At 42.7% G+C, this 20,660-nt stretch carries 17 protein-coding genes and 1 pseudogene; 16 read left to right on the plus strand and 2 right to left on the minus strand.

All coding sequences use genetic code 11. The annotated features are described in order from the left end of the window. Window positions 1-56 precede the first annotated feature (56 nt). The 9 genes and pseudogenes from CLOL250_RS10010 to CLOL250_RS10045 all read left to right on the plus strand — a co-directional run. Window positions 57-1,565: a sugar ABC transporter ATP-binding protein gene (locus tag CLOL250_RS10010; RefSeq protein WP_008402285.1), complete on the plus strand. Its 1,509-nt coding sequence runs from the start codon at window positions 57-59 to the stop codon at window positions 1,563-1,565. A gap of 18 nt (window positions 1,566-1,583) precedes the next feature. Beyond that, window positions 1,584-3,236, plus strand: coding sequence for a galactose/methyl galactoside ABC transporter permease MglC (locus tag CLOL250_RS10015; RefSeq protein ID WP_008402287.1), 1,653 nt, complete (start codon window positions 1,584-1,586; stop codon window positions 3,234-3,236). Between the two features lie 243 nt (window positions 3,237-3,479). Further along, window positions 3,480-5,084, plus strand: a complete 1,605-nt coding sequence (locus tag CLOL250_RS10020) for a response regulator (protein WP_008402289.1) — start codon at window positions 3,480-3,482, stop codon at window positions 5,082-5,084. Between the two features lie 19 nt (window positions 5,085-5,103). After that, the gene (locus CLOL250_RS10025) at window positions 5,104-6,999 is read left to right on the plus strand and encodes a sensor histidine kinase (RefSeq protein ID WP_008402290.1); all 1,896 of its coding nucleotides are present in this window, start codon (window positions 5,104-5,106) and stop codon (window positions 6,997-6,999) included. Further along, window positions 6,986-7,960, plus strand: coding sequence for a sugar ABC transporter substrate-binding protein (locus CLOL250_RS10030; protein WP_008402292.1), 975 nt, complete (start codon window positions 6,986-6,988; stop codon window positions 7,958-7,960). Before CLOL250_RS10025 ends, CLOL250_RS10030 begins: the two co-directional genes overlap by 14 nt. Beyond that, the gene (locus tag CLOL250_RS10035; RefSeq protein WP_008402293.1) at window positions 7,953-8,993 is read left to right on the plus strand and encodes a galactose ABC transporter substrate-binding protein; all 1,041 of its coding nucleotides are present in this window, start codon (window positions 7,953-7,955) and stop codon (window positions 8,991-8,993) included. Before CLOL250_RS10030 ends, CLOL250_RS10035 begins: the two co-directional genes overlap by 8 nt. Window positions 8,994-9,017: 24 nt before the next feature. Then, a complete protein-coding gene (locus CLOL250_RS10040; RefSeq protein WP_008402294.1) occupies window positions 9,018-9,587 on the plus strand; it encodes a DUF6553 family protein in 570 nt (189 codons plus the stop codon). Window positions 9,588-9,799: 212 nt separating this feature from the next. Beyond that, window positions 9,800-9,976, plus strand: a complete 177-nt coding sequence (locus tag CLOL250_RS13965; protein ID WP_156782873.1) for a hypothetical protein — start codon at window positions 9,800-9,802, stop codon at window positions 9,974-9,976. 94 nt (window positions 9,977-10,070) lie between these two features. Next, a pseudogene (locus CLOL250_RS10045) lies at window positions 10,071-10,292 on the plus strand (type II toxin-antitoxin system RelE/ParE family toxin); the annotation flags it as partial. Between the two features lie 70 nt (window positions 10,293-10,362). Here the strand turns inward: CLOL250_RS10045 and CLOL250_RS10050 are convergent. Together CLOL250_RS10050 and CLOL250_RS10055 are read right to left on the minus strand one after the other, a co-directional pair. After that, complete coding sequence (locus tag CLOL250_RS10050) at window positions 10,363-11,850, minus strand: DUF1846 domain-containing protein (RefSeq protein ID WP_008402298.1); 1,488 nt, start codon at window positions 11,848-11,850, stop codon at window positions 10,363-10,365. A gap of 111 nt (window positions 11,851-11,961) precedes the next feature. After that, window positions 11,962-12,906: a GTP-binding protein gene (locus tag CLOL250_RS10055; RefSeq protein WP_008402299.1), complete on the minus strand. Its 945-nt coding sequence runs from the start codon at window positions 12,904-12,906 to the stop codon at window positions 11,962-11,964. A gap of 363 nt (window positions 12,907-13,269) precedes the next feature. On the opposite strand from CLOL250_RS10055, the gene CLOL250_RS10060 reads away from it, so the two are divergent. The 7 genes from CLOL250_RS10060 to CLOL250_RS10090 all read left to right on the plus strand — a co-directional run bounded on the left by CLOL250_RS10060 (window position 13,270) and on the right by CLOL250_RS10090 (window position 20,631). Next, on the plus strand, window positions 13,270-14,826 hold the full coding sequence (locus CLOL250_RS10060; protein ID WP_008402300.1) for an ABC-F family ATP-binding cassette domain-containing protein: 1,557 nt from the start codon (window positions 13,270-13,272) through the stop codon (window positions 14,824-14,826). Window positions 14,827-14,967: 141 nt separating this feature from the next. After that, entirely contained in the window at window positions 14,968-15,558 is a 591-nt protein-coding gene (locus tag CLOL250_RS10065; RefSeq protein ID WP_008402301.1) for a M48 family metallopeptidase, read from the plus strand. A gap of 26 nt (window positions 15,559-15,584) precedes the next feature. Continuing rightward, window positions 15,585-15,809 carry a hypothetical protein gene (locus CLOL250_RS10070; protein WP_008402302.1) on the plus strand — a complete coding sequence of 75 codons (225 nt, stop codon included), beginning with the start codon at window positions 15,585-15,587 and terminating at the stop codon, window positions 15,807-15,809. A 153-nt stretch (window positions 15,810-15,962) separates the two neighbouring features. Then, window positions 15,963-16,523 carry a GNAT family N-acetyltransferase gene (locus CLOL250_RS10075; RefSeq protein ID WP_008402303.1) on the plus strand — a complete coding sequence of 187 codons (561 nt, stop codon included), beginning with the start codon at window positions 15,963-15,965 and terminating at the stop codon, window positions 16,521-16,523. A gap of 11 nt (window positions 16,524-16,534) precedes the next feature. Continuing rightward, window positions 16,535-18,055, plus strand: coding sequence for a glycoside hydrolase family 32 protein (locus CLOL250_RS10080; protein WP_008402304.1), 1,521 nt, complete (start codon window positions 16,535-16,537; stop codon window positions 18,053-18,055). Between the two features lie 231 nt (window positions 18,056-18,286). Further along, entirely contained in the window at window positions 18,287-19,042 is a 756-nt protein-coding gene (locus tag CLOL250_RS10085) for an exodeoxyribonuclease III (RefSeq protein WP_044945919.1), read from the plus strand. Between the two features lie 104 nt (window positions 19,043-19,146). Beyond that, window positions 19,147-20,631 carry an AAA family ATPase gene (locus tag CLOL250_RS10090; protein WP_008402307.1) on the plus strand — a complete coding sequence of 495 codons (1,485 nt, stop codon included), beginning with the start codon at window positions 19,147-19,149 and terminating at the stop codon, window positions 20,629-20,631. Window positions 20,632-20,660: the final 29 nt, after the last annotated feature.

The raw sequence follows: 20,660 nt of genomic DNA on the forward strand, positions 1-20,660 counted from the left end.
GGGTGTCAGATACAAGATTTGATACCCTTCTTTTACTAAGAAAGGGAAGTAGAGATATGGCAGAAGATAAGAATAAATACATCTTATCGATTCAGGGCATGAGCAAGTCATTCGGTAGAAACAAGGTTCTGGATCACATCAACCTGAATGTGAAACCGGGCTCGATCATGGGTCTTATGGGTGAGAACGGTGCCGGAAAATCGACAATGATGAAATGTCTCTTCGGAACCTATCAGAAGGACGAAGGAACTATAATATTAGATGGTAAAGAAGTAAACTTCTCAGGTCCAAAGGATGCCCTTGAAAACGGAGTTGCAATGGTTCATCAGGAGCTTAACCAGTGTCTTGAAAGAAGCGTTGTGGATAACCTGTTCCTGGGACGTTACCCAAAGAATTCCCTCGGTGTGATCGATGAGGGAAGAATGAAAAAAGAAGCTTCAGATCTGTTCAGAAAGCTCGGTATTACCGTAAATCTGACACAGCCGATGAAGAAAATGTCAGTATCACAGCGTCAGATGTGTGAGATCGCAAAGGCTATTTCTTACAACTCAAAAGTAATTGTACTTGATGAGCCTACATCCTCACTGACAGCACCTGAGGTTGCAAAGCTGTTCAAGATGATGAGACAGTTAAAAGAGCAGGGAATTTCCCTGATTTATATATCACATAAAATGGATGAGATCTTCGAGATCTGTGACCAGATATCCGTTCTTCGAGATGGTAGTCTGGTAATGACAAAAGACAGTAAGGACACAAACATGAACGAACTGATCTCCGCAATGGTTGGTCGTTCTCTTGACAATAGATTTCCACCTGTAGACAATGAGCCCGGTGAGACAGTTCTCTCCGTACAGAACCTGTCAACAAAGTATGCACCAAAGCTCCAGAACATCACATTTGATGTTAAGAAGGGTGAGATTTTCGGACTGTATGGTCTGGTAGGTGCAGGTCGTACAGAGCTCCTTGAAACCATATTTGGTATGCGTACAAGAGCAGCAGGAAATGTACTTTATAACGGCAAGATGATGAACTTCTCATCACCAAAGGATGCCATGGATCATGGTTTTGCCCTGATCACAGAGGAAAGAAAAGCAAACGGACTTTTCCTGAAAGCAGATATCACATTTAATACAACAATTGCAAATATGAATCACTATAAGAGCGGAATCGCACTTAGCCATGACGATATGGTTCGTGCAACCGCAGAGGAGATCAAGGTCATGCATACAAAATGTATGGGACCGGATGATATGATCGCAAACCTCTCCGGTGGTAACCAGCAGAAGGTTATCTTCGGTAAATGGCTGGAGCGTTCTCCTAATGTATTTATGATGGATGATCCTACAAGAGGTATCGATGTAGGTGCCAAGTACGAGATCTATGAACTGATCATCAATATGGCAAAGCAAGGTAAAACGATCATCGTTGTATCCTCAGAGATGCCTGAGATCCTTGGTATCACAAACCGTATCGGTGTTATGTCGAACGGTCATCTTGCAGGAATCGTAAATACAAAAGAGACCAACCAGGAAGAATTATTAAGACTTAGTGCGAAATATTTGTAATAGAGAGGAGTTTTGGTTATGGCAGATAAAAGTAAGATCCTTTCGGCCGATGCAGAAGCAGCGCTTTTGAAGCCGATTGATGAATATGTAGGAAAAATACAGTCACAGATCGATGCACTCCGTGTAGACGGATCTGACAAGGTTCAGAGCTATAAGAACCAGATCGCAATTGCGAAGGAAGACAAGAACTTATCAAAGGATGAGAGAGCAAAAGCAGTTGCAGCAGCAAAGACTGGACTTGAAAAGGCAAAGAGCGTGGAAGCAGCAAACAAGGATAAGGTATCCAAGTTGATCGCAGAAGCAGAAAAGTACCTTTCAGAGAATTATAACAGCAAATATTATGATAAAGTAGTTGCAAGCTGCGAGGCAGAAAAAGCAGCAGAAAACGAAGCTTATGAGAAGGTTCGTGCAACGATCAAGACAGAACACGAACAGACACTTGCCAAGCTGTCCGCTGCAGACGAGATCAAAGATGAGAAATATGTATATAAGAACAGATTATTTGATGCACAGATGTCTCATGAATCCAGATTACAGGAGATCAAAGACAAAAAGCATGATGCATTTGCACATAAGTTCCATCTGATCGACCTCTTACGGATGTCCAAATACACATTTGGTCAGAAGCAGGCTCAGAAGATCGAGAATTACAAATACACATTTAATACATCCCAGTTCCTTTATAAGAACGGTCTGTATATCGTAATCATCCTGATCTTCATTGCACTTTGTATTATCACACCAATCGTTAAGAATACACAGTTATTAACCGTTACCAATATCCTGAATATCTTACAGCAGGCATCTCCTCGAATGTTCCTTGCACTCGGTGTTGCCGGTCTGATCTTACTTACAGGTACTGACCTTTCCATCGGACGTATGGTAGGTATGGGTATGGTTACAGCAACTATCATCATGCATAACGGCCCTAACACAGGTGGCGTATTCGGACATATCTTTGATTTCTCAAATATTTCGGCCGCTCCTAGAGCAATTCTTGCACTGGTAGCCTGTATAATTCTTACAACAGTATTTGCAAGTATCGCAGGTTTCTTCATGGCAAAGTACAAGATGCATCCATTCATCTCAACCATGGCGAACATGCTGATTATCTTTGGTTTAGTAACATACGCAACAAAGGGTGTATCATTCGGTGCGATCGATTCTTCAATCCCTAACATGTTCATCCCTACATTTGGCAGCTTCCCATCGATTATTCTTTGGGCAATCGTAGCAATCATTGTTGTATGGTTCATCTGGAATAAGACAACATTTGGTAAGAATCTGTACGCTGTAGGCGGAAACCCGGAAGCAGCAGCAGTTTCAGGTATCTCAGTATTCAAAGTAACACTTGGCGCATTCATCCTTGCAGGTATCCTTTACGGATTTGGTTCATGGCTTGAATGTAACAGAATGGTAGGTTCCGGTAGTGCCGCTTATGGACAGGGCTGGGATATGGATGCCATTGCAGCCTGTGTAGTTGGTGGTGTATCATTTACAGGTGGTATCGGTAAGATCTCCGGTGTTGTAACTGGTGTACTTATCTTCACATCACTAACATACTCACTGACAATCCTTGGTATTGATACAAACCTTCAGTTCATTTTCGAAGGTATCATCATCCTTGCGGCTGTAACTCTTGACTGTCTCAAGTATGTACAGAAGAAGTAAGGAAATGTAATACTCGCTCACAAAAAAATGATATAAATCAAAAGCCGCTCCGTTCGTCTTTGATGTGCTTTCTGTCAGGCTGACAGATGCAAGCTCCAGACTGAACGGAGCGGCTTTTAAAATATCAGGAGTACGCTGTTATTTTATTTGGATATATATAGTAAAACGGGATTTTGGGGTTCATTCTGAACGTAGATTTGTTATAATAAGGAACAGATAGAAAGAATAGAAGAGGAATGAGATATGGATAATTATAAAGTGGTACTCGTCGATGACGAGGTGGAAGTAATCGATGCGATCGAACAGAGAATTCATTGGGATATATTAGGATTTGAAGTTGTTGGAAGTGCGACAAACGGTGTGAAAGCACTGGAGCTCGTGGAGAAGCAGCAGCCGGATGTCGTGATAACCGATATCAAGATGCCATATATGGATGGACTGGAGCTTGCCAGGAGATTGAATAAAGAATATCAGAATATCCATATCGTCATTTTTACAGGATTTGATGAGTTTGAATATGCGAAGGAAGCTGTTCATCTGGAAGTAGAGGAATACATGCTGAAGCCAATCAATGCTCTGGAGCTTACGGAATGTATGAAACGACTGAAAAAGACTCTGGATAAGGAGAGAGAAGAGCGTCTGAATGTAACAAAGCTTGAGAATTATCTGAAGGATTCCCTTCCGGTGCTTCAGACGAATCTGTTTGTTTCGTTGATCGAGGGTCGTGTAAATGAAGAATATTGCGAGAAGTTTTTGAATGCGTATCAGATTGATATGAAAGGACCGTATTATTGCTGCGCGATCTTTCATACCTCGGAGCATCATGTTCCGGATGGTATGAATCCATTGTTGCTTGCCATGTCAGTCGAGCATGAGATCAAGGATCGTTTAGCACCGGAATGGAAGAATCATATGTTCACATATCTGGGAAATGCACTTATGATCATAGAACTGGAAACGGAAGAAATGGTAGTTGCATTTACAGATGCCTGTGACCGATTCTGTAAATGGGCATATCGTGTTATGGGAGCTGTTGTGACTGCAGGAATCGGAAGAGTCTGTGATAATCTGATCAGCGTTAATTCTTCTTATGATGGAGCAAGAGAAGCAGTTTCTTATCGTGTGTTATATGGAACGAGCCGTGCGATCAATATTGGTGAGATCGCACCGAAGGAGCAGGAGATCCTGATCCAGCCGGAGGATACAAAGATGCATGATCTGTTCAAGGCTATTCATCTGGGAGTACCGGAGACACTTGAACAGTCGGTGCGGAAGGAAGTGGAGAAGCTTCATAATAATGCGCAGACCGTGAACCAGTATAACCTTGCGATCATGGAGATGGTGGGAGCATTTTATCGATTCTGTGCTAATAATTTTATAGATTTTAATGAGTTTTGCGGTAATGTCGGAAATCCATACGAACGTGTACCGGAGATGGATGAAAGCACATTAACCGCGTGGATGATCGATTCGGCAAAAGCCATCAGTGAGGAGCTGAAAAATGCCAGAAACAGTACATCGAGACGTATGGTTACAGATGCGCAGAATCTGGTGCATGACAGGTATATGGAGCCGAATCTCTCCTTGGATACAGTGTGCTCGGCACTTGGAGTATCGAATTCTTATTTTTCCAGTGTATTTAAAAAAGAGACAGGAAAAGCATTTGTAACATATCTGACCGATTACCGGATGGATCATGCGGCAGAACTGATTCTCGAAACGAATGAGAAAAGTTATCAGATTGCAGAGCGGGTCGGTTATCTTGATGCAAATTATTTCAGTTATGTATTTAAGAAGCGTTTTGGGGTTTCGCCATCCAAATACAGAACGGAGCATCTGAAAAAATAAAGGATAAATAAGGGGAAGCGTGTTGAAGAATATAAGAAAGAATAAAAAGAAGAAAAATGAAAGTTCTATTATCGGACGTCTTCGGGGGTGGTTTTATCACGGCAGATTTATAGGTTTTGATATTCAGTCGATCATTATGACAGTGCTTACTGCCCTGACGATCATCACAACAGTTATCATGGGTCTGCTGTTGTATAATCGTTTTAAGATGGCGATTAAGCAGACTGCGGTCACGAATACGGAAAATATGGTGGAAAATACTGTTGAAAAGCTGGATGCAGATCTGTTAAATGTGCGTCAGATCACGAATGCGGTGAATTATAATATTATTCAGGAATATGATATTTCCAGCCGGGATTTTAACCGGCAGTTCAGTCTGTTATATGAGATCAATGCCGATAAGATCCAGAGTATGGCGCTATATGATGATAAAGGGAATCTTCTTACTGCAGAACCGGTCACGGTACAGAAGGATGCTGTGGAACCGTCAGAGCAGGACTGGTATCAGGATGCAGAGGCAGATATCGAGAATATTCATTTCTCTATACCGCATATCCAGAATCTGTTTGTCGATGGCACATATCGATATTACTGGGTTGTATCTCTCAGCCGTTCGGTTGATATCAACGATGGTGAGCAGCCGGGAAGTGGTGTCCTTTTGGTCGATATGAAATATTCGGTGATAGAGGATACATTGGCACGGATCAACGATGCGTCAAATGGCATCTATTATTACCTGTGCAGCCGTGATGGTCAGATGATCTACCATCCGCGCGGAACCGATATGGACAGAGGATATTTCAAAGAAGAATACAGAGAGGCAGCAACCTATGAGGATGGAACATATGAACTTACGGTCAATGGCAGGACAAGCAATGTGATCGTAAACAGCGTTGCCTATACCGGATGGAAGGTGGTCGGTGTAGTTCCGGAAAGTGTACAGATCGCGAGCATCAACCGGTTCCGGTATTATATCATTACGACGGTTATCATTCTTATGATGATGCTTTTAGGGGTGAACCGTATTATTTCGAAGAAGATATCCAGGCCGATTCTGAAGTTAAATGAATCCGTAAAAGCATATGAGGCAGGTGGCCCGACAGATATCTACATCGGTGGATCATCCGAGATCCGTCATCTGGGATATTCTGTTCAGAAATCCTACGAACAGATCGAAGCTTTGATGCAGGAGATCATACGGGAACAGACGGAACGAAGAAAGAGTGAGATGGATGCGCTGCAGAGCCAGATCAATCCGCATTTCCTTTACAATACCCTGGAATCCATCACATGGATGGTAGAAGCAAAGAAGAACCTGGATGCAGTGTTTATGATCTCAGAGCTTGCAAAACTGCTCCGTATCAGTCTGTCAAAGGGCAGAACGGTGATCAGAATATCGGATGAGATCCAGCATAGCAGAAGTTATATGAATATTCAAAAAGTTCGATACAAGGAGCGTTTTCAGATCGAATTTGATATTGATGAAGAGATTAATGAGTATTGCACAGTAAAGCTGATCGTTCAGCCGATTCTTGAAAATGCCATTTATTATGGTGTAGGAAATATGGATGAGGATGACGGAGGCAAGATCACGATCCGTGGTGAGAAAAAAGGCGATGATATTTATATTTCCATAGAAGATAATGGTATGGGAATGAATGAGGACATCGTAGAGAATATATTAAAAGATAATAACAAAGTACCAAAACATGGTTCCGGTGTCGGCCTGATCAATGTTCATTCCAGAATTCAGTTGATGTTTGGAAATGAATATGGTCTGGAGGTTTACAGTGAGCCGGACGAGGGTACAAGGATTGTGATCCACATACCGGCTATTCCATATACAGAGGAGAATCGGGAACAGCTTGAAACACAAAATTATGGAAAGGGGAGAGCGACAGATGAAGAGAAATAGAATTACTTTCCTCATAGCAGAGCTGATCCTGGTTGCCATTGCCGGTATATTTATCAACCGGATCTTTCGGGAAGATAATCCGCAGAAACGTGTGGCGGTTATTCTTCCGGATTCCGGTAATACCAGATGGGAAGGCCTGGTTAATGGACTGAAGCAGTCTGCGCAGGTAAATAACATTCATTTGATCATCTGTAATACAGATGAGATCGTAAGTGCAGATGATGAAAAAGAGCTGATCGATGAACAGCTTGAAAATGATGTGGATGCATTTATCATCTGTCCTGCTCCCGGAACAGATACAAAAGATATGCTTGCATCTTTGCAGGCGGAGAAAGAGACCTTTGTTCTGATAACGGAGGATGCATATATGGCAGATGACACAGAATCGACCGGATTTGTAACGATAAAGCCGGATAACTATCAGATCGGCTACACTCTCGGCAGGCAGATCATAAAAAATGATACAGATAAGCAGGCAGGCAAGAAGGTCGGAGTGATTGTCGGACGGGCAGAGACTGAGGCAAGTGTCAGCCGTGTAAAGGGACTTACCGATGCACTTGCAGGATATAGCTGTGAGCTTGTCTGGACGTATAATCAGGATAGCGGCAAAGATACCTGTAAGGCGGTTGATTCCCTGGAAGCGGTTGATTATATAGCAGCTATGGATACAGAAGCTCTTGATACACTCGGTGAAAATGCTGAAAATGGGTATTATAAAGGGGCAGGGATATATGGGGTAGGTACAAGCATGAAATCCGTTGCCCTGCTTGATTACAACAAGATTAAATGCCTTGTTGTACCGGATGGGTACAGCATCGGTTATGAGAGTGTAAATGAGATCGCAAAGAAACTTGGACGACCATTATATACATTAAAAAGTCATGAAGAAGCGATACGGGTAATCTATAAGGATGACCTGTTTTCGGAAGAGACAGAAAGGTTTTTATATTCGTATGAATAGAAAGAAAACAAGAAAAATAATAGCCTGTATATGCATATTGGCAGTTATGATGTCTCTGGTATCCTGCGACAGCAGGAAAAATCAGAAAGACAGAACTCTGCGGGTCGGCGTTGTTACGTATACGCCGGATGATCCGTTTATCAACGCAATGACAGATATATTGAAGGAGGATCTGAAAGCATTAGAAGCAAGTGATATGAAGGTTATCGTATCAGTCAGGAGCGGAGATAACAGTCAGCAGGAACAGGATGAAGTGGTGGAGGAAATGATCGATGCCGGATGCGATGTACTTTGTGTAAATCTGGTCGATCGAACGGCTCCGTCAAATATTATAAGACTCGCAAGACAGAATAATATTCCGGTGATTTTCTTTAACAGAGAGCCGGTAAGAGAGGACCTGCTGCAATGGGATAAGCTGTATTATATTGGATGTGATGCTGCACAGTCCGGCGAGATGCAGGGTGAGATTGCTGCGGAATATATAAAGAATCATCCGGAGGTGGATCGCAATCAGGATGGTAAGATCCAGTATGTACTCTTAGAAGGTGAAGCCGGACATCAGGATGCGATCAGCCGGACAGACTGTTCGGTAAAGACCATTCTTGAAAATGGTGTGAAGCTTGAGAAACTGACCTATCAGTTTGCAGACTGGAACCGCGCGCAGGCAGAGAACCGAATGAGCCGGTTGATCAGTCAATATGGGGATCAGATAGAGATGGTTATTTCCAATAATGATGAGATGGCACTCGGTGCAGTCGAGGCTTATAAGAATGCCGGATATATGCAGAGTAATTATCCGGTCATCTTCGGTATCGATGGATTAGATGATGCGGTGGAAGCTGTTCGGCTGGGCACGATGCAAGGAACTGTCTATAATGACAGAGAAGCACAGGCGAGAAAGATTGCACTGATTGCAGTAGCCTTGTTCCGTGGAAATGATGTGAGCGTATTAGGACTTGAGGATGAACGGTATTATATGGCACAGTACCGTAAGGTCGATGTCAATAATGTGGATGAGTTTTTGCAAAAATAGCTATGTAGCAGGAGGTTAGCACAAATGCAGGATATATGGATTGAATCTTTTTATAATGAAATTGATGCTGAGAAACGACAGGCATTTCTAAAGGAACATACAGGAGATCCGAAGGACGAATTGGATGAATTCCGAGAGAAACTCTGGATTGCCCGGTATGGTAAACGAAAACCAAAGAATGATGCATTTGTGGGCTATCTGATGCAGATGAAATATATCGCAGAAGGTGGTGGCATGAGCCTTGGTGCACAGAAAAGAAAGCAGGCTGCGGAAGTTCTGACCGGTTTATTCCTCGGAAGCTATGACAATCTGGATATCGAGAAGCAGGAGATGGTATTCTATGAGATAAAAAATGCTTTCCTGAAGCTGATCGGGGTCAGCAAGAACGGTCGTGGATTTACTTCTGTTGTATTTGGTATGGGACAGTTATCCGATGAAAGTGTAGCGAAGAAGATCGCAGACCAGATCAGCACGATCGCATTTGCCACACCGCACATGCTTCATATGGATAAGGAGTTTGCGGTATTCCAACAGGCAGCACTGGAAGCCTTTCGACAGGAATTCCCGAACCGGGAGCATTTTCTGAAGAAGTAGGGGTGAAGAATAGTTTGCTGCATTATAAAAACTTGTTTGTTTAGCTTGAACAAACAAGTTTTTTGCGGTATGCTCAATTTAGGAAAAAGATGAGCATTAATTTATCAGAATAAAGTATTTCTTTTTCGTGCATGATTTATAAGAATATGTTTATATTAGATACAAAATTGATTTGTAAATATAGTACGGAATATTTTGAAGGAGTGATTATTATGGGAGCTTATGCAACAGTAAATCAGTCGGAATATATAAGGAATATGAAAAAAAATCAGGAGGATGTCCGTGATATGGTGTTGGATAGTTATCAGGACATGCAGGATGGAAAAGGACGAGATTACAAAGAATTTTTTTCAGAATTAGAAAGCAGGTATCACATTTCGGATGTATAAGGTAATGATTTTGCCATTGGCGGAGCAGGATATTATTCAAAATACAGATTATATAGCGTATGAGAAGAAAGCACCATAGACAGCAGTCAAATTAGCACAGGGATTGAGAAAAGCAATTGAAGATCTTGAATTTATGCCAATGCAGCATGAGGTGGATGAAGACGAAGAGTTGGCAGAAAAAGGAATTCGAAAGTGTTACTATAAAAATTATAAGATTTTCTTTTTTATAGATCTGAAGCGAGAAACGGTTTATGTTTTGCGTGTGTTACATATGTTGGTAGATGCGAAAACGATATTGTTAAATATGCGGTTATAAAAAGAGCGTTATAAGATAAAAAAGCCAGATAAACATTAGTTATTGTGTTTATCTGGCTTTTTATGATCCTTTATGCATTCTCCTGCGTAGCAGCACCTTCGTATACGGCTTCATTTGTAAGTTCGATGCCGAGCTTCTTAAAGGTTGTCATGTCGACTGCGGACAGGATCGATGATACATGGAGCTGACAGCCGGACAGCTTTGGAAGCTGTTCTAATGCATGCTTTGCATTTGGATCGGAGACAGCGCACATGGATAATGCGATCAGAACTTCGTCGGTATGAAGACGAGGATTCTTGCTGCCGAGGTATCCGGTCTTTAAGTGCTGGATTGGTTCAATAAAGGTACGTGAGATCAGATGCGTGTTCTTATCAATGTTTCCAAGTACCTTAATTGCATTTAACAATACAGCAGATGCAGGACCGAGCAGATCGGAAGTGGAACCGGTAACGATCGTTCCGTCCGGCAGTTCTAAGGCTGCGGCGGCGGAACCATTTTCCTGTGCAAGGTTATTTGCAACCGGAACAACAGCACGATCATTGACTGTGATCTTCGCCTGCTTCATGATAAGTTCCTGTTTGTATACTTCGTCTTTGGTCGCTTCGTCTTTAACGAAACGGTTCAGAGACTGATAATATCGTCTGATAATTTCCTGCTTGGACGCTTCTCTGCAGGCTTCATCGTCAATGATGCAGTTTCCCGCCATATTTACCCCCATATCGGTCGGGGATTTGTATGGACAGTAACCATAGATCCCTTCGAACATGGAAGCCAGAACCGGATAGATCTCGATATCACGATTGTAGTTGACGGTTGTTTCCCCATAAGCTTCCAGGTGGAATGGATCGATCATATTGACATCGTTTAAGTCTGCGGTAGCAGCTTCATAAGCCAGATTGACCGGATGCTTAAGTGGGATATTCCAAATCGGGAAAGTCTCAAATTTGGCATAGCCGGCCTTGATGCCACGCTTGTTCTCATGGTAGAGCTGTGACAGACAGGTCGCCATCTTGCCGCTTCCCGGACCCGGTGCGGTAACAATGACAAGCGGACGGGTTGTCTCTACATACTCATTTTTTCCATAGCCCTCATCACTTACGATATAGTCAATGTTATTCGGATAACCCTCGATGGAATAGTGATGGTAGACCTTGATGCCGATCGCTTCCAGTTTCTTCTGGAAAATATCGGCAGATGGTTGTCCGGCATATCGTGTGATGACCACGCTGCTGACATATAGCCCTTTCTTTTTATATACATCGATCAGACGGATAACATCCTGATCGTATGTGATTCCCAGATCGTGACGGATCTTATTGCGCTCGATATCAGCGGCGTTGATCGAGATGATCATTTCTGCCTGATCTGCAAGCTGTAAGAGCATCTGTAATTTGCTGTCCGGTGCAAATCCCGGAAGTACGCGGGAGGCATGATAGTCGTCAAATAATTTGCCGCCAAATTCCAGATACAGTTTATCTCCAAATTGTTCGATACGTTCCCTGATATGCGCAGACTGCATGGACAGGTACTTGTCATTGTCGAAGCCAATGCGTTTCATTTTTTGAAATTCTCCTTCGTAAATTAATCAATATACGGTGGACACTTAAGAAAATGAAGTGCCCTATAAGAGAATACCACAGAGAGGGGAGAAAATATAGAGAAAATTTACTCAAGGTTTCGATTTTCCCCAATATCCTTCTATAGCTTCCTGATTTAATCCTTCGCCGATGACGATCAGGATGGCTTGTCCATTTGGGATCGGTTTGATCTCGGTCTTCTGGTGGGTGACGTTGATGGATATCCAGCTTCCATCAGCGAGCTTCTGGAACCCTTTAATCCGGAAGACCTTACCACAGGCTGGATCGTGCAGGATTTTCTGGCAACTTTCTTTTAAGAAATCCTCTGTAAAATCCATATTCATGAAGTACAGACTGTCGTAGGTCTGTTTGTCGTCAAACCAGAGTTTCGTATAATTGGCATCTTGATAGCCGGATGAGAGGATTGCTTTATAGTCCTCATCGGTCAGATCTTTCCAGTCTTTTTCCAGAACGACCTGCTTTGGTGTGGACTTAGAGTGTAAAATGTCAAATGACTGTTTTACATAATCTTTGGTAGAGGCTAACTGTTTCGGTGTGGCTTCCTGTGAATGACTGTATAAGACAGTGCCGGCCTGTGCCACCTGAGAAGACAGAAGATAACGGGAAGCCTCGGAGAGATTTTGCTCCAGTGTGGCATCAATGATCGTAATAACATTTCCAATCGTGTACCAGCGGTCAAGCGGATCTTCGTGCAGGACATCGAAGAATTCATCCATATCGAAGATGCCGGATGGCTCTACCAGAACGCGGTCATAACCACACATTCCCATTGCGATCAGCTTGGTTTTGAATCGTCTGCGGTGACAGTCGGCATCACAACCGCCGGCAACCATTTCTAGTGTACAGTTATCACCAAGGATATCCTGTAACAGCATGGCATCGACATTGACTGCACCAAAATCGTTTTCAAGAATACCGATGTTTAAGCCCTGATCGATCAGGTATTTAGCATATTTCCTTATAAAAGTAGTTTTACCGGAACCTAAGAATCCGGTGATCAAATCTATCTGAATCATAAAAATCACCTCTTGCTGTATTTGCAGATGATATTCGTGTGTGCATTCGTAACCTATATGTTATTTGTGTATCTTAACTTGCCAATACAGGGGCATTTGAGGTCGCCGGTACTTGATGGCACATAAGTGGCATCTTAGTACCGCTGCAGACCGAAACGAGCGGAAGCGTCCCCTGATTGGGAATGTTAAGGATACACAAATATAGAAGTAGATAAGTGCGCACACGAATACCATCTGCAATCACATTCTAGCATAGGCGGGGGAAAAAGAAAATCGAAGGAATGGGAAAAAGTTATCTTGTCTGAATCCTATCCATAAGGTATAGTAACCTTATCACGAAATAAACGGAAAAGGGTAAGACGAATGATTTTAAATGTAGAAAATTTGACACATGGTTTTGGAGACAGAGCCATTTTCAATAATGTATCTTTCCGGTTGCTTGCCGGTGAACATATCGGACTGGTTGGAGCAAATGGTGAAGGTAAAAGTACCTTTATGAATATTGTAACAGGCACACTTGCACCGGATGAGGGCAAGGTGGAATGGAACAAGCATGTGCGTGTTGGCTATCTGGATCAGCATGCGGTGCTGGAAAAGGGAATGACGATCGAATCTGTGCTGAAGTCGGCATTTTCCTATCTGTTTGAGATGGAGGAGAAAATCAACCAAATCTATGACAGTATGGCGGATGCAACGGATGATGAGATCATGGAAATGATGGAGGAGGTCGGCACATTGCAGGACCTTCTGACAAATCATGATTTCTATATGATCGATGCCAAGACGGAACAGGTAGCGAGAGCACTGGGACTTCTGGAACTTGGACTGGATCATGACGTAACAGATCTGAGCGGTGGTCAGCGTACCAAGGTTTTGCTTGCAAAGCTGTTACTTGAGAAGCCGGAGATTCTGTTGCTTGATGAGCCGACAAACTATCTGGATGCAGAACATATCGAATGGCTGAAGCGGTATTTGCAGGAGTATGAGAACGCATTTATCCTGATCAGCCATGATATTCCATTTTTAAATGATGTCGTAAATATCATCTATCATATGGAGAACCAGGAATTGAACCGCTATGTCGGCAACTATGACAAATTCTTAGAAGTATACGAGGCGAGAAAGGCACAGCAGGAGGCTGCTTACCGGAAACAACAGCAGGAGATCAGCGAGCTGAAGGATTTCGTTGCCAGAAATAAAGCGCGTGTTGCCACAAGAAATATGGCGATGTCCAGACAGAAGAAGCTGGACAAGATGGATGTGATAGAACTTGCGAGAGAACGTCCAAAGCCGGAATTTTACTTCAAGGAAGCGAGAACACCGGGTAAGATGTTATTTGAGACTGAGGATCTGGTGATCGGATATGATAAACAGGCGCCGCTTTCCAAACCAATCAACCTTCGGATGGAGCGTGGAGAAAAGATCGCGATCGTTGGTACAAATGGTATAGGAAAGAGTACGCTGCTTAAGAGTCTGCTTGGAATCATCAAGCCGATATCCGGTACGGTGCATCTGGGTGATTATCTGTATAAAGGCTATTTTGAACAGGAAATGGCCGGAACAGAGAATACCTGTCTGGAAGAAATCTGGCAGGAATTTCCGGGATTTTCACAGTATGAGGTGCGGTCGGCACTTGCCAAATGCGGATTGACAACCAAGCACATCGAGAGCAAGGTTAAGGTATTAAGCGGTGGCGAGCAGGCAAAGGTACGCCTGTGTAAGCTGATCAATCAGGAAACGAATCTGTTGATCCTCGATGAGCCGACAAACCATCTGGATGTGGATGCAAAGGACGAATTGAAGCGGGCACTGAAAGACTATCATGGTTCGGTTCTGTTAGTCTGCCATGAGCCGGAGTTCTATTCGGATATTGTGACAAAGGTGTGGAATCTGGAAGAGTACAGTGTGCTGACACTGTAATAAAGAAAAGTATTGCAGGCAGTTTTTATGTAGAAAATATAAGGCTGTCTGTAATTGATAGCACATATAGTTTAGTATGAGAAATGAAGTTATAAATATGAGGTGAAGACTGTCTATAATCGGATGGGAATATAGACGGCTATGAATATGCTGACAGAGATAATACTGAATGACAAAGGGACAAATGAAAACATCCGGGTACAGGTTATAAGGTCCGGGAGAAAAAGTCTCGGCCTGGAGGTGCGACCGGATGGAACGGTACTTGCAAGGATTCCGGCGAGATTATCTGACCGGGAATTAAAAGCATTTATAGAGAAGCAGCAGGAATGGATCTTAAAGAAAGTGAATCAGGTAAAAAAGCGTGCGGATGCACGCACGAAAATTCAGGTTCCATCTGTGGATGCGTTATCAGATGCAGAGATTCAGAAGATCAAAGACAAGATTGCAGACCGGGTAAAGTACTATTGTGCGGTTATGCAGGTGACAGTTGGGCGCATCACGATCCGCAACCAGAAGACCAGATGGGGAAGCTGCAGCAGTGCCGGGAATGTGAATTTTAATTATCAATTATATTATCTGCCGGATGAATTACTTGACTATGTAGTAGTGCATGAGCTGGCACACAGACGGCATATGAATCATTCCAAAGAATTCTGGTCAGAGGTGGAGCGGTATTGTCCGGACTATAGAGTGAGACGGAAGCAGTTAAAAGAATATCAACTGGCGAATTAAAGCCTGAAATGTAAAGGAAGTTTAATATGGGATTATTTCGAAAAAAGAAAGATCAGATAGCGTATGACAGTCAGAAAAAACGACCGGTCATCAAATGCAGCATTTGCACCGGTGAACAGGTCGCAGGCTTTCAGGATATTCATAATGGGACATTTGAAGATGTCATGTTGATCCGTGGAAAAGAAGATATGAAGGCTTTCCGGGAAAAATATGGAATCCCGCAGGATACGGAGATTCCAAAGATATATTGATTTTCTTTCATATTTTCAATATGATCGCCGAGTGTAACCCCGTCTTTGTTTATATCGATGTCTTTAATACCCATAATAGTTCCTCCTGAAAAAATAGTTCCTATATTATCTATAATACAGAGTTCATAACAAATAGCAAGAAGGAGTTTAACAGTGACACAGGAAAATTTAGCAAGATTTGAGTTCCGAAATATTAAAAAGAATGAAGCAGAGCAAACAGCAGAGATCGAACGGATCTGTTTTCCTCCGAATGAGGCCTGTACTCCGGAAATGATGCATTTGCGTGTGGAGAAAGTGCCGGAAATGTTTCTGGTTGCGGTAGATAAAGCAACAGGTAAGATTGCCGGATTTATTAATGGTCTGTCTACAAATGAAACGGTTTTGCGTGATGAATTTTTTCAGAATGCAGATCTGTATGATCCTGCCGGAGAAAATGTAATGATCCTTGGTGTTGATGTTTTGCCGGAATATCGCAGGATTGGGCTGGCTTCCGAGATGATGGAATGTTATAAGAACAGGGAAAGACAGAATGGACGAAAGCGACTGATCCTTACCTGTCTGGAATCCAAGGTTGCCATGTACCGGAAGATGGGATATGAGGATAACGGCATGTCGGTTTCTTCGTGGGGCGGCGAACAGTGGCATGAGATGACGTGTGAACTGGAAAAGGGTATCCCGGAGGCAATTGCAAAGACAGCCTTGGAGCTTGGATAAGGAGAAAGAATATGCATACATTAGAAGCAGCCAGAAAATATGAAAAAGAATATGAAGTTGATGCTGATAAAAGACCGTTATTTCATGTGACACCACCGATCGGCTGGATGAATGATCCCAATGGATTTTCAGTATATAAGGGACAAATCCATTTGTTTTATCAATATCATCCATATAGCAATGTATGGGGACCGATGCATTGGGGACATCAGGTAAGTGAAGATATGATAAGTTGGAAGCAGTATCAGACTGTACTCGCACCGGATATGGAATATGATGAGGAAGGATGCTTTTCCGGTTCGGCAGTTATGACAAATCTTGGACATGTGTTGTTTTATACAGGAGTCAGTAAAGATAAGAATGGTGGCTGTAATCTTCAGAATCAGTGTATGGCAGTTGGAGATGGTGTAGGTTATAAGAAGCTGAAGAACAATCCTGTTCTCACAGGAGCGGTGATGCCGGAGGGATTCAGCCATATTGATTTCAGAGATCCGAAGGTATGGGAAGAAGATGGTATTTACTATATGCTGACCTGTAGCCGGGATGCTCAGAATAAAGGAATGATCGCGTTATTTTCAAATTCTGAAATACATCAATATCTGGAAAAAACAGAGCTTACCGAACAGGAGACAGGAGCCTTTGAGAAAGCAGCAGGTTGTTGGAAATATGAAGGTGTATTTGCAGAGCACATGGAACGGTTAGGAAGCGTATGGGAATGTCCGGATTATTTCAGGTTGGACGGAAAAGATGTGCTGTTGTTTTCACCACCTGATGTACAGGCGCAGGGAAATGAACTGCATAATGGTAATAATGCGATCTATGTTGTTGGAACATATGATCATGCAAAAAAGCAGTTTCAAATGGAGCAGCCACATACACTTGATAAAGGTCTGGATTTTTATGCATCACAGACGACAGAACTTCCGGATGGAAGGAGAATCCTGATCGCATGGATGCAGTCATGGCATAATTCATTTATCCCGGATGGACAGGAGTGGCAGGGCATGATGACAATTCCAAGAGAATTATATCTGTCAGATGGCAGGATCATCCAGAAGCCTGTGAAAGAACTGGAGCAATATCGGGTTCGGCCGGTTTCATATTCGAATGAAAAGGTAGAAGGCGGGCAGAACTTTGATGGGATAGAGGGAAGAACGCTGGATATGACAGTAATAATAAAATCCGGTAAATTTCAGGAGTTTTACATTGATGTAGCAAAAGATGCAGAGCATTATACCAGAATTACATATAACAGAAGAAAACGGGAGATCGAAGTTGACCGGACATTTTCCGGAATGAACCGGGATGTAGCCTGCATCAGGCGGGCAGAGGTAGAATCGGAAGCAGAACGGATAACATTACGGTTTATTCTTGACCGCAATTCGGTAGAACTGTTTGTGAATGACGGAGAGTTGTCAATGAGTACAGTAATTTATACGCCGCAGACAGCAGATGGCATTTCGTTTTTCTGTGATGGAAATGCGATAATCGATATAGAAAAGTTCGATATTGAGATTCCGATGAACAGATAAATTCTGATACCGGTTATAGAAATAGTAATCTGAAATACCGACAATGCAATGAATTTATTTGACGGATAAACCAGATGTAGTATAATAAACATGACCATTCGTTTAGAAATAAGTGCGGCATTTGCCGTATTACCCATGACTCTTTTTTCTATTGCGTAGGCAGAGCGGAGCTTTCAGGAGGTAGCGGATGGTCTTTTTATGTATATAGATCAGACGGGAGGAAGCACTACAATGAAGATGATATCGTGGAATGTGAACGGAATTCGCGCATGTGTTGGAAAGAATTTTATGGATTTCTTTAAAGAGGCAGATGCAGATATTTTTTGTATTCAGGAATCAAAAATGCAGGAAGGACAGCTTCAACTGGAGCTTCCGGGTTATTATCAATATTGGAATTATGCAGAGAAAAAGGGATATTCCGGAACTGCTATTTTCGCAAAGAAAGAGCCGTTGTCAGTGGCATATGGAATCGGTATAGAAGAACACGACCATGAGGGACGAGTCATCACACTCGAATATGATAATTTTTATATGGTCACTGTATATACGCCAAATTCACAGAATGAGCTTGCCAGACTGGACTATCGTATGAAATGGGAGGATGATTTCAGAGAGTATCTGAAGCAGTTGGAACAGACAAAGCCGGTGGTAGTATGTGGGGATATGAATGTGGCACATACAGAGATCGATCTGAAAAATCCAAAGACCAATCGTAAGAACGCCGGATTTACAGATGAGGAAAGAGAAAAATTCAGTACCCTGCTTGACAGTGGATTTGTTGATACGTTTCGTTTTTTTAATCCGGACGCAGAAGGCATTTATTCCTGGTGGTCTTACCGTTTTAAGGCAAGAGAGAAGAATGCCGGATGGCGGATCGACTATTTTTTGACCTCAAAGGTTCTGGAATCCAGACTTGTGGATGCAAAGATCCATACAGAGGTGTTGGGTTCCGATCATTGTCCGGTAGAACTTGATATTGACCTGTAATGGTGCCATTTATAAGAATAAATGCATACTAACAGGCGAAAGCAAAGATTACAGCACTTGCGGGTGTAGAAGAATAGAAAAAATGATAAAAGGAGAAATTATATATGCCAGTTTTTGATTTCAGTGATAAACCGGTAAAGAATGAGGATACGGTTTGTACCTATACGGCATTTCAGTCAAATGCAAAGGAAAAGACACCGGAGGAACCGATTCTGGTGTTAGATAACAGTGAGAGACAGTGGATCCATCATGCGCTGGGAGTTTTTACAAATCCGGCAAAGCGTACTGCTTTTGAATTCAAGGAAAATGGGGAGACATTTTCAGCAGATATTTTAAAGATTGATTCCAGATTTGTCAGTCTGATCAAATGGCTGGGAGAAAATCATATCAGTGTACGTCTGTCCGGTAAAAATCTGGAAGACGGATATGCAGTATACAGAATCCGAGAGACAGCATTTGGTGGCGGAACCAAGTTATCTGCGGCAGATGGATTTTTACAGTTTATGATCGAACGACTGCTTGCAAGTACAGCGTCAGAGGAAGTCGAGGAGGATGATGATGCAGACGAGGAAGGCGACGATATGAAGCTGACCAGTCTTCAGAGCATTTCTGATTTTATGACATGTGCGGGCAGAACGATGCCGGATAATATCCGTCTCTGGGCGAGAAGAAATCTTGCTGTTGCCAGATCAAACGAGGTGTCACCGGAGGAGCGCCGTCATGCACAGAGAGCACTCTCGATCATGATGAATATTCAGTGGAAGAGCAATTATTTTGAAGCAATCGATCCGGTTGAAGCAAGACGGATCCTGGATGAAGAATTATATGGAATGGAACGTGTAAAGCAGAGGATCATGGAGACGGTTATCCAGATCAACCGAACTCATACCCTTCCTGCTTATGGACTTCTGTTGGTCGGACCTGCCGGTACCGGAAAATCACAGATCGCGTATGCGGTTGCCCGTATTCTGAAACTGCCATGGACAACCCTTGATATGAGTTCGATCAATGATCCGGAGCAGCTTACAGGAAGTTCCAGAATCTATGCAAATGCAAAGCCGGGTATCATCATGGAAGCATTCTCGATCGCAGGAGAATCCAATCTGGTATTTATTATCAATGAGCTTGATAAGGCTGCATCCGGAAAGGGAAATGGAAATCCTGCGGATGTACTTCTGACTTTGCTTGATAACCTTGGATTTACAGATAACTATATGGAGTGTATGATCCCGACCGTTGGCGTATATCCGATCGCAACGGCAAATAATAAAGAAGATATCAGTGCGCCATTGATGTCACGTTTTGCGGTTATCGACATACCGGATTATACCTTTGAAGAAAAGAAGATCATCTTCAGTAAATTTGCATTGCCAAAGGTATTGAAGCGGATCGGTCTGAAAGAGAATGAATGTATCATCACAGAGGATGGTCTGGATGCGGTCATTGAAGAATTCAAGAATACCTCCGGTATCCGTGATCTGGAGCAGGCAGCCGAGCATCTGGCAGCAAATGCACTTTACCGGATCGAGGTAGATCATGTACCACAGGTGACATTTGATGCGGAAGGCGTAAGACATTTATTCCTGTAGGAATGTTACCGGACGGCTGTTTTTAGTTA

This window comes from Clostridium sp. L2-50, from assembly GCF_000154245.1.
Classification (GTDB): domain Bacteria; phylum Bacillota; class Clostridia; order Lachnospirales; family Lachnospiraceae; genus Coprococcus.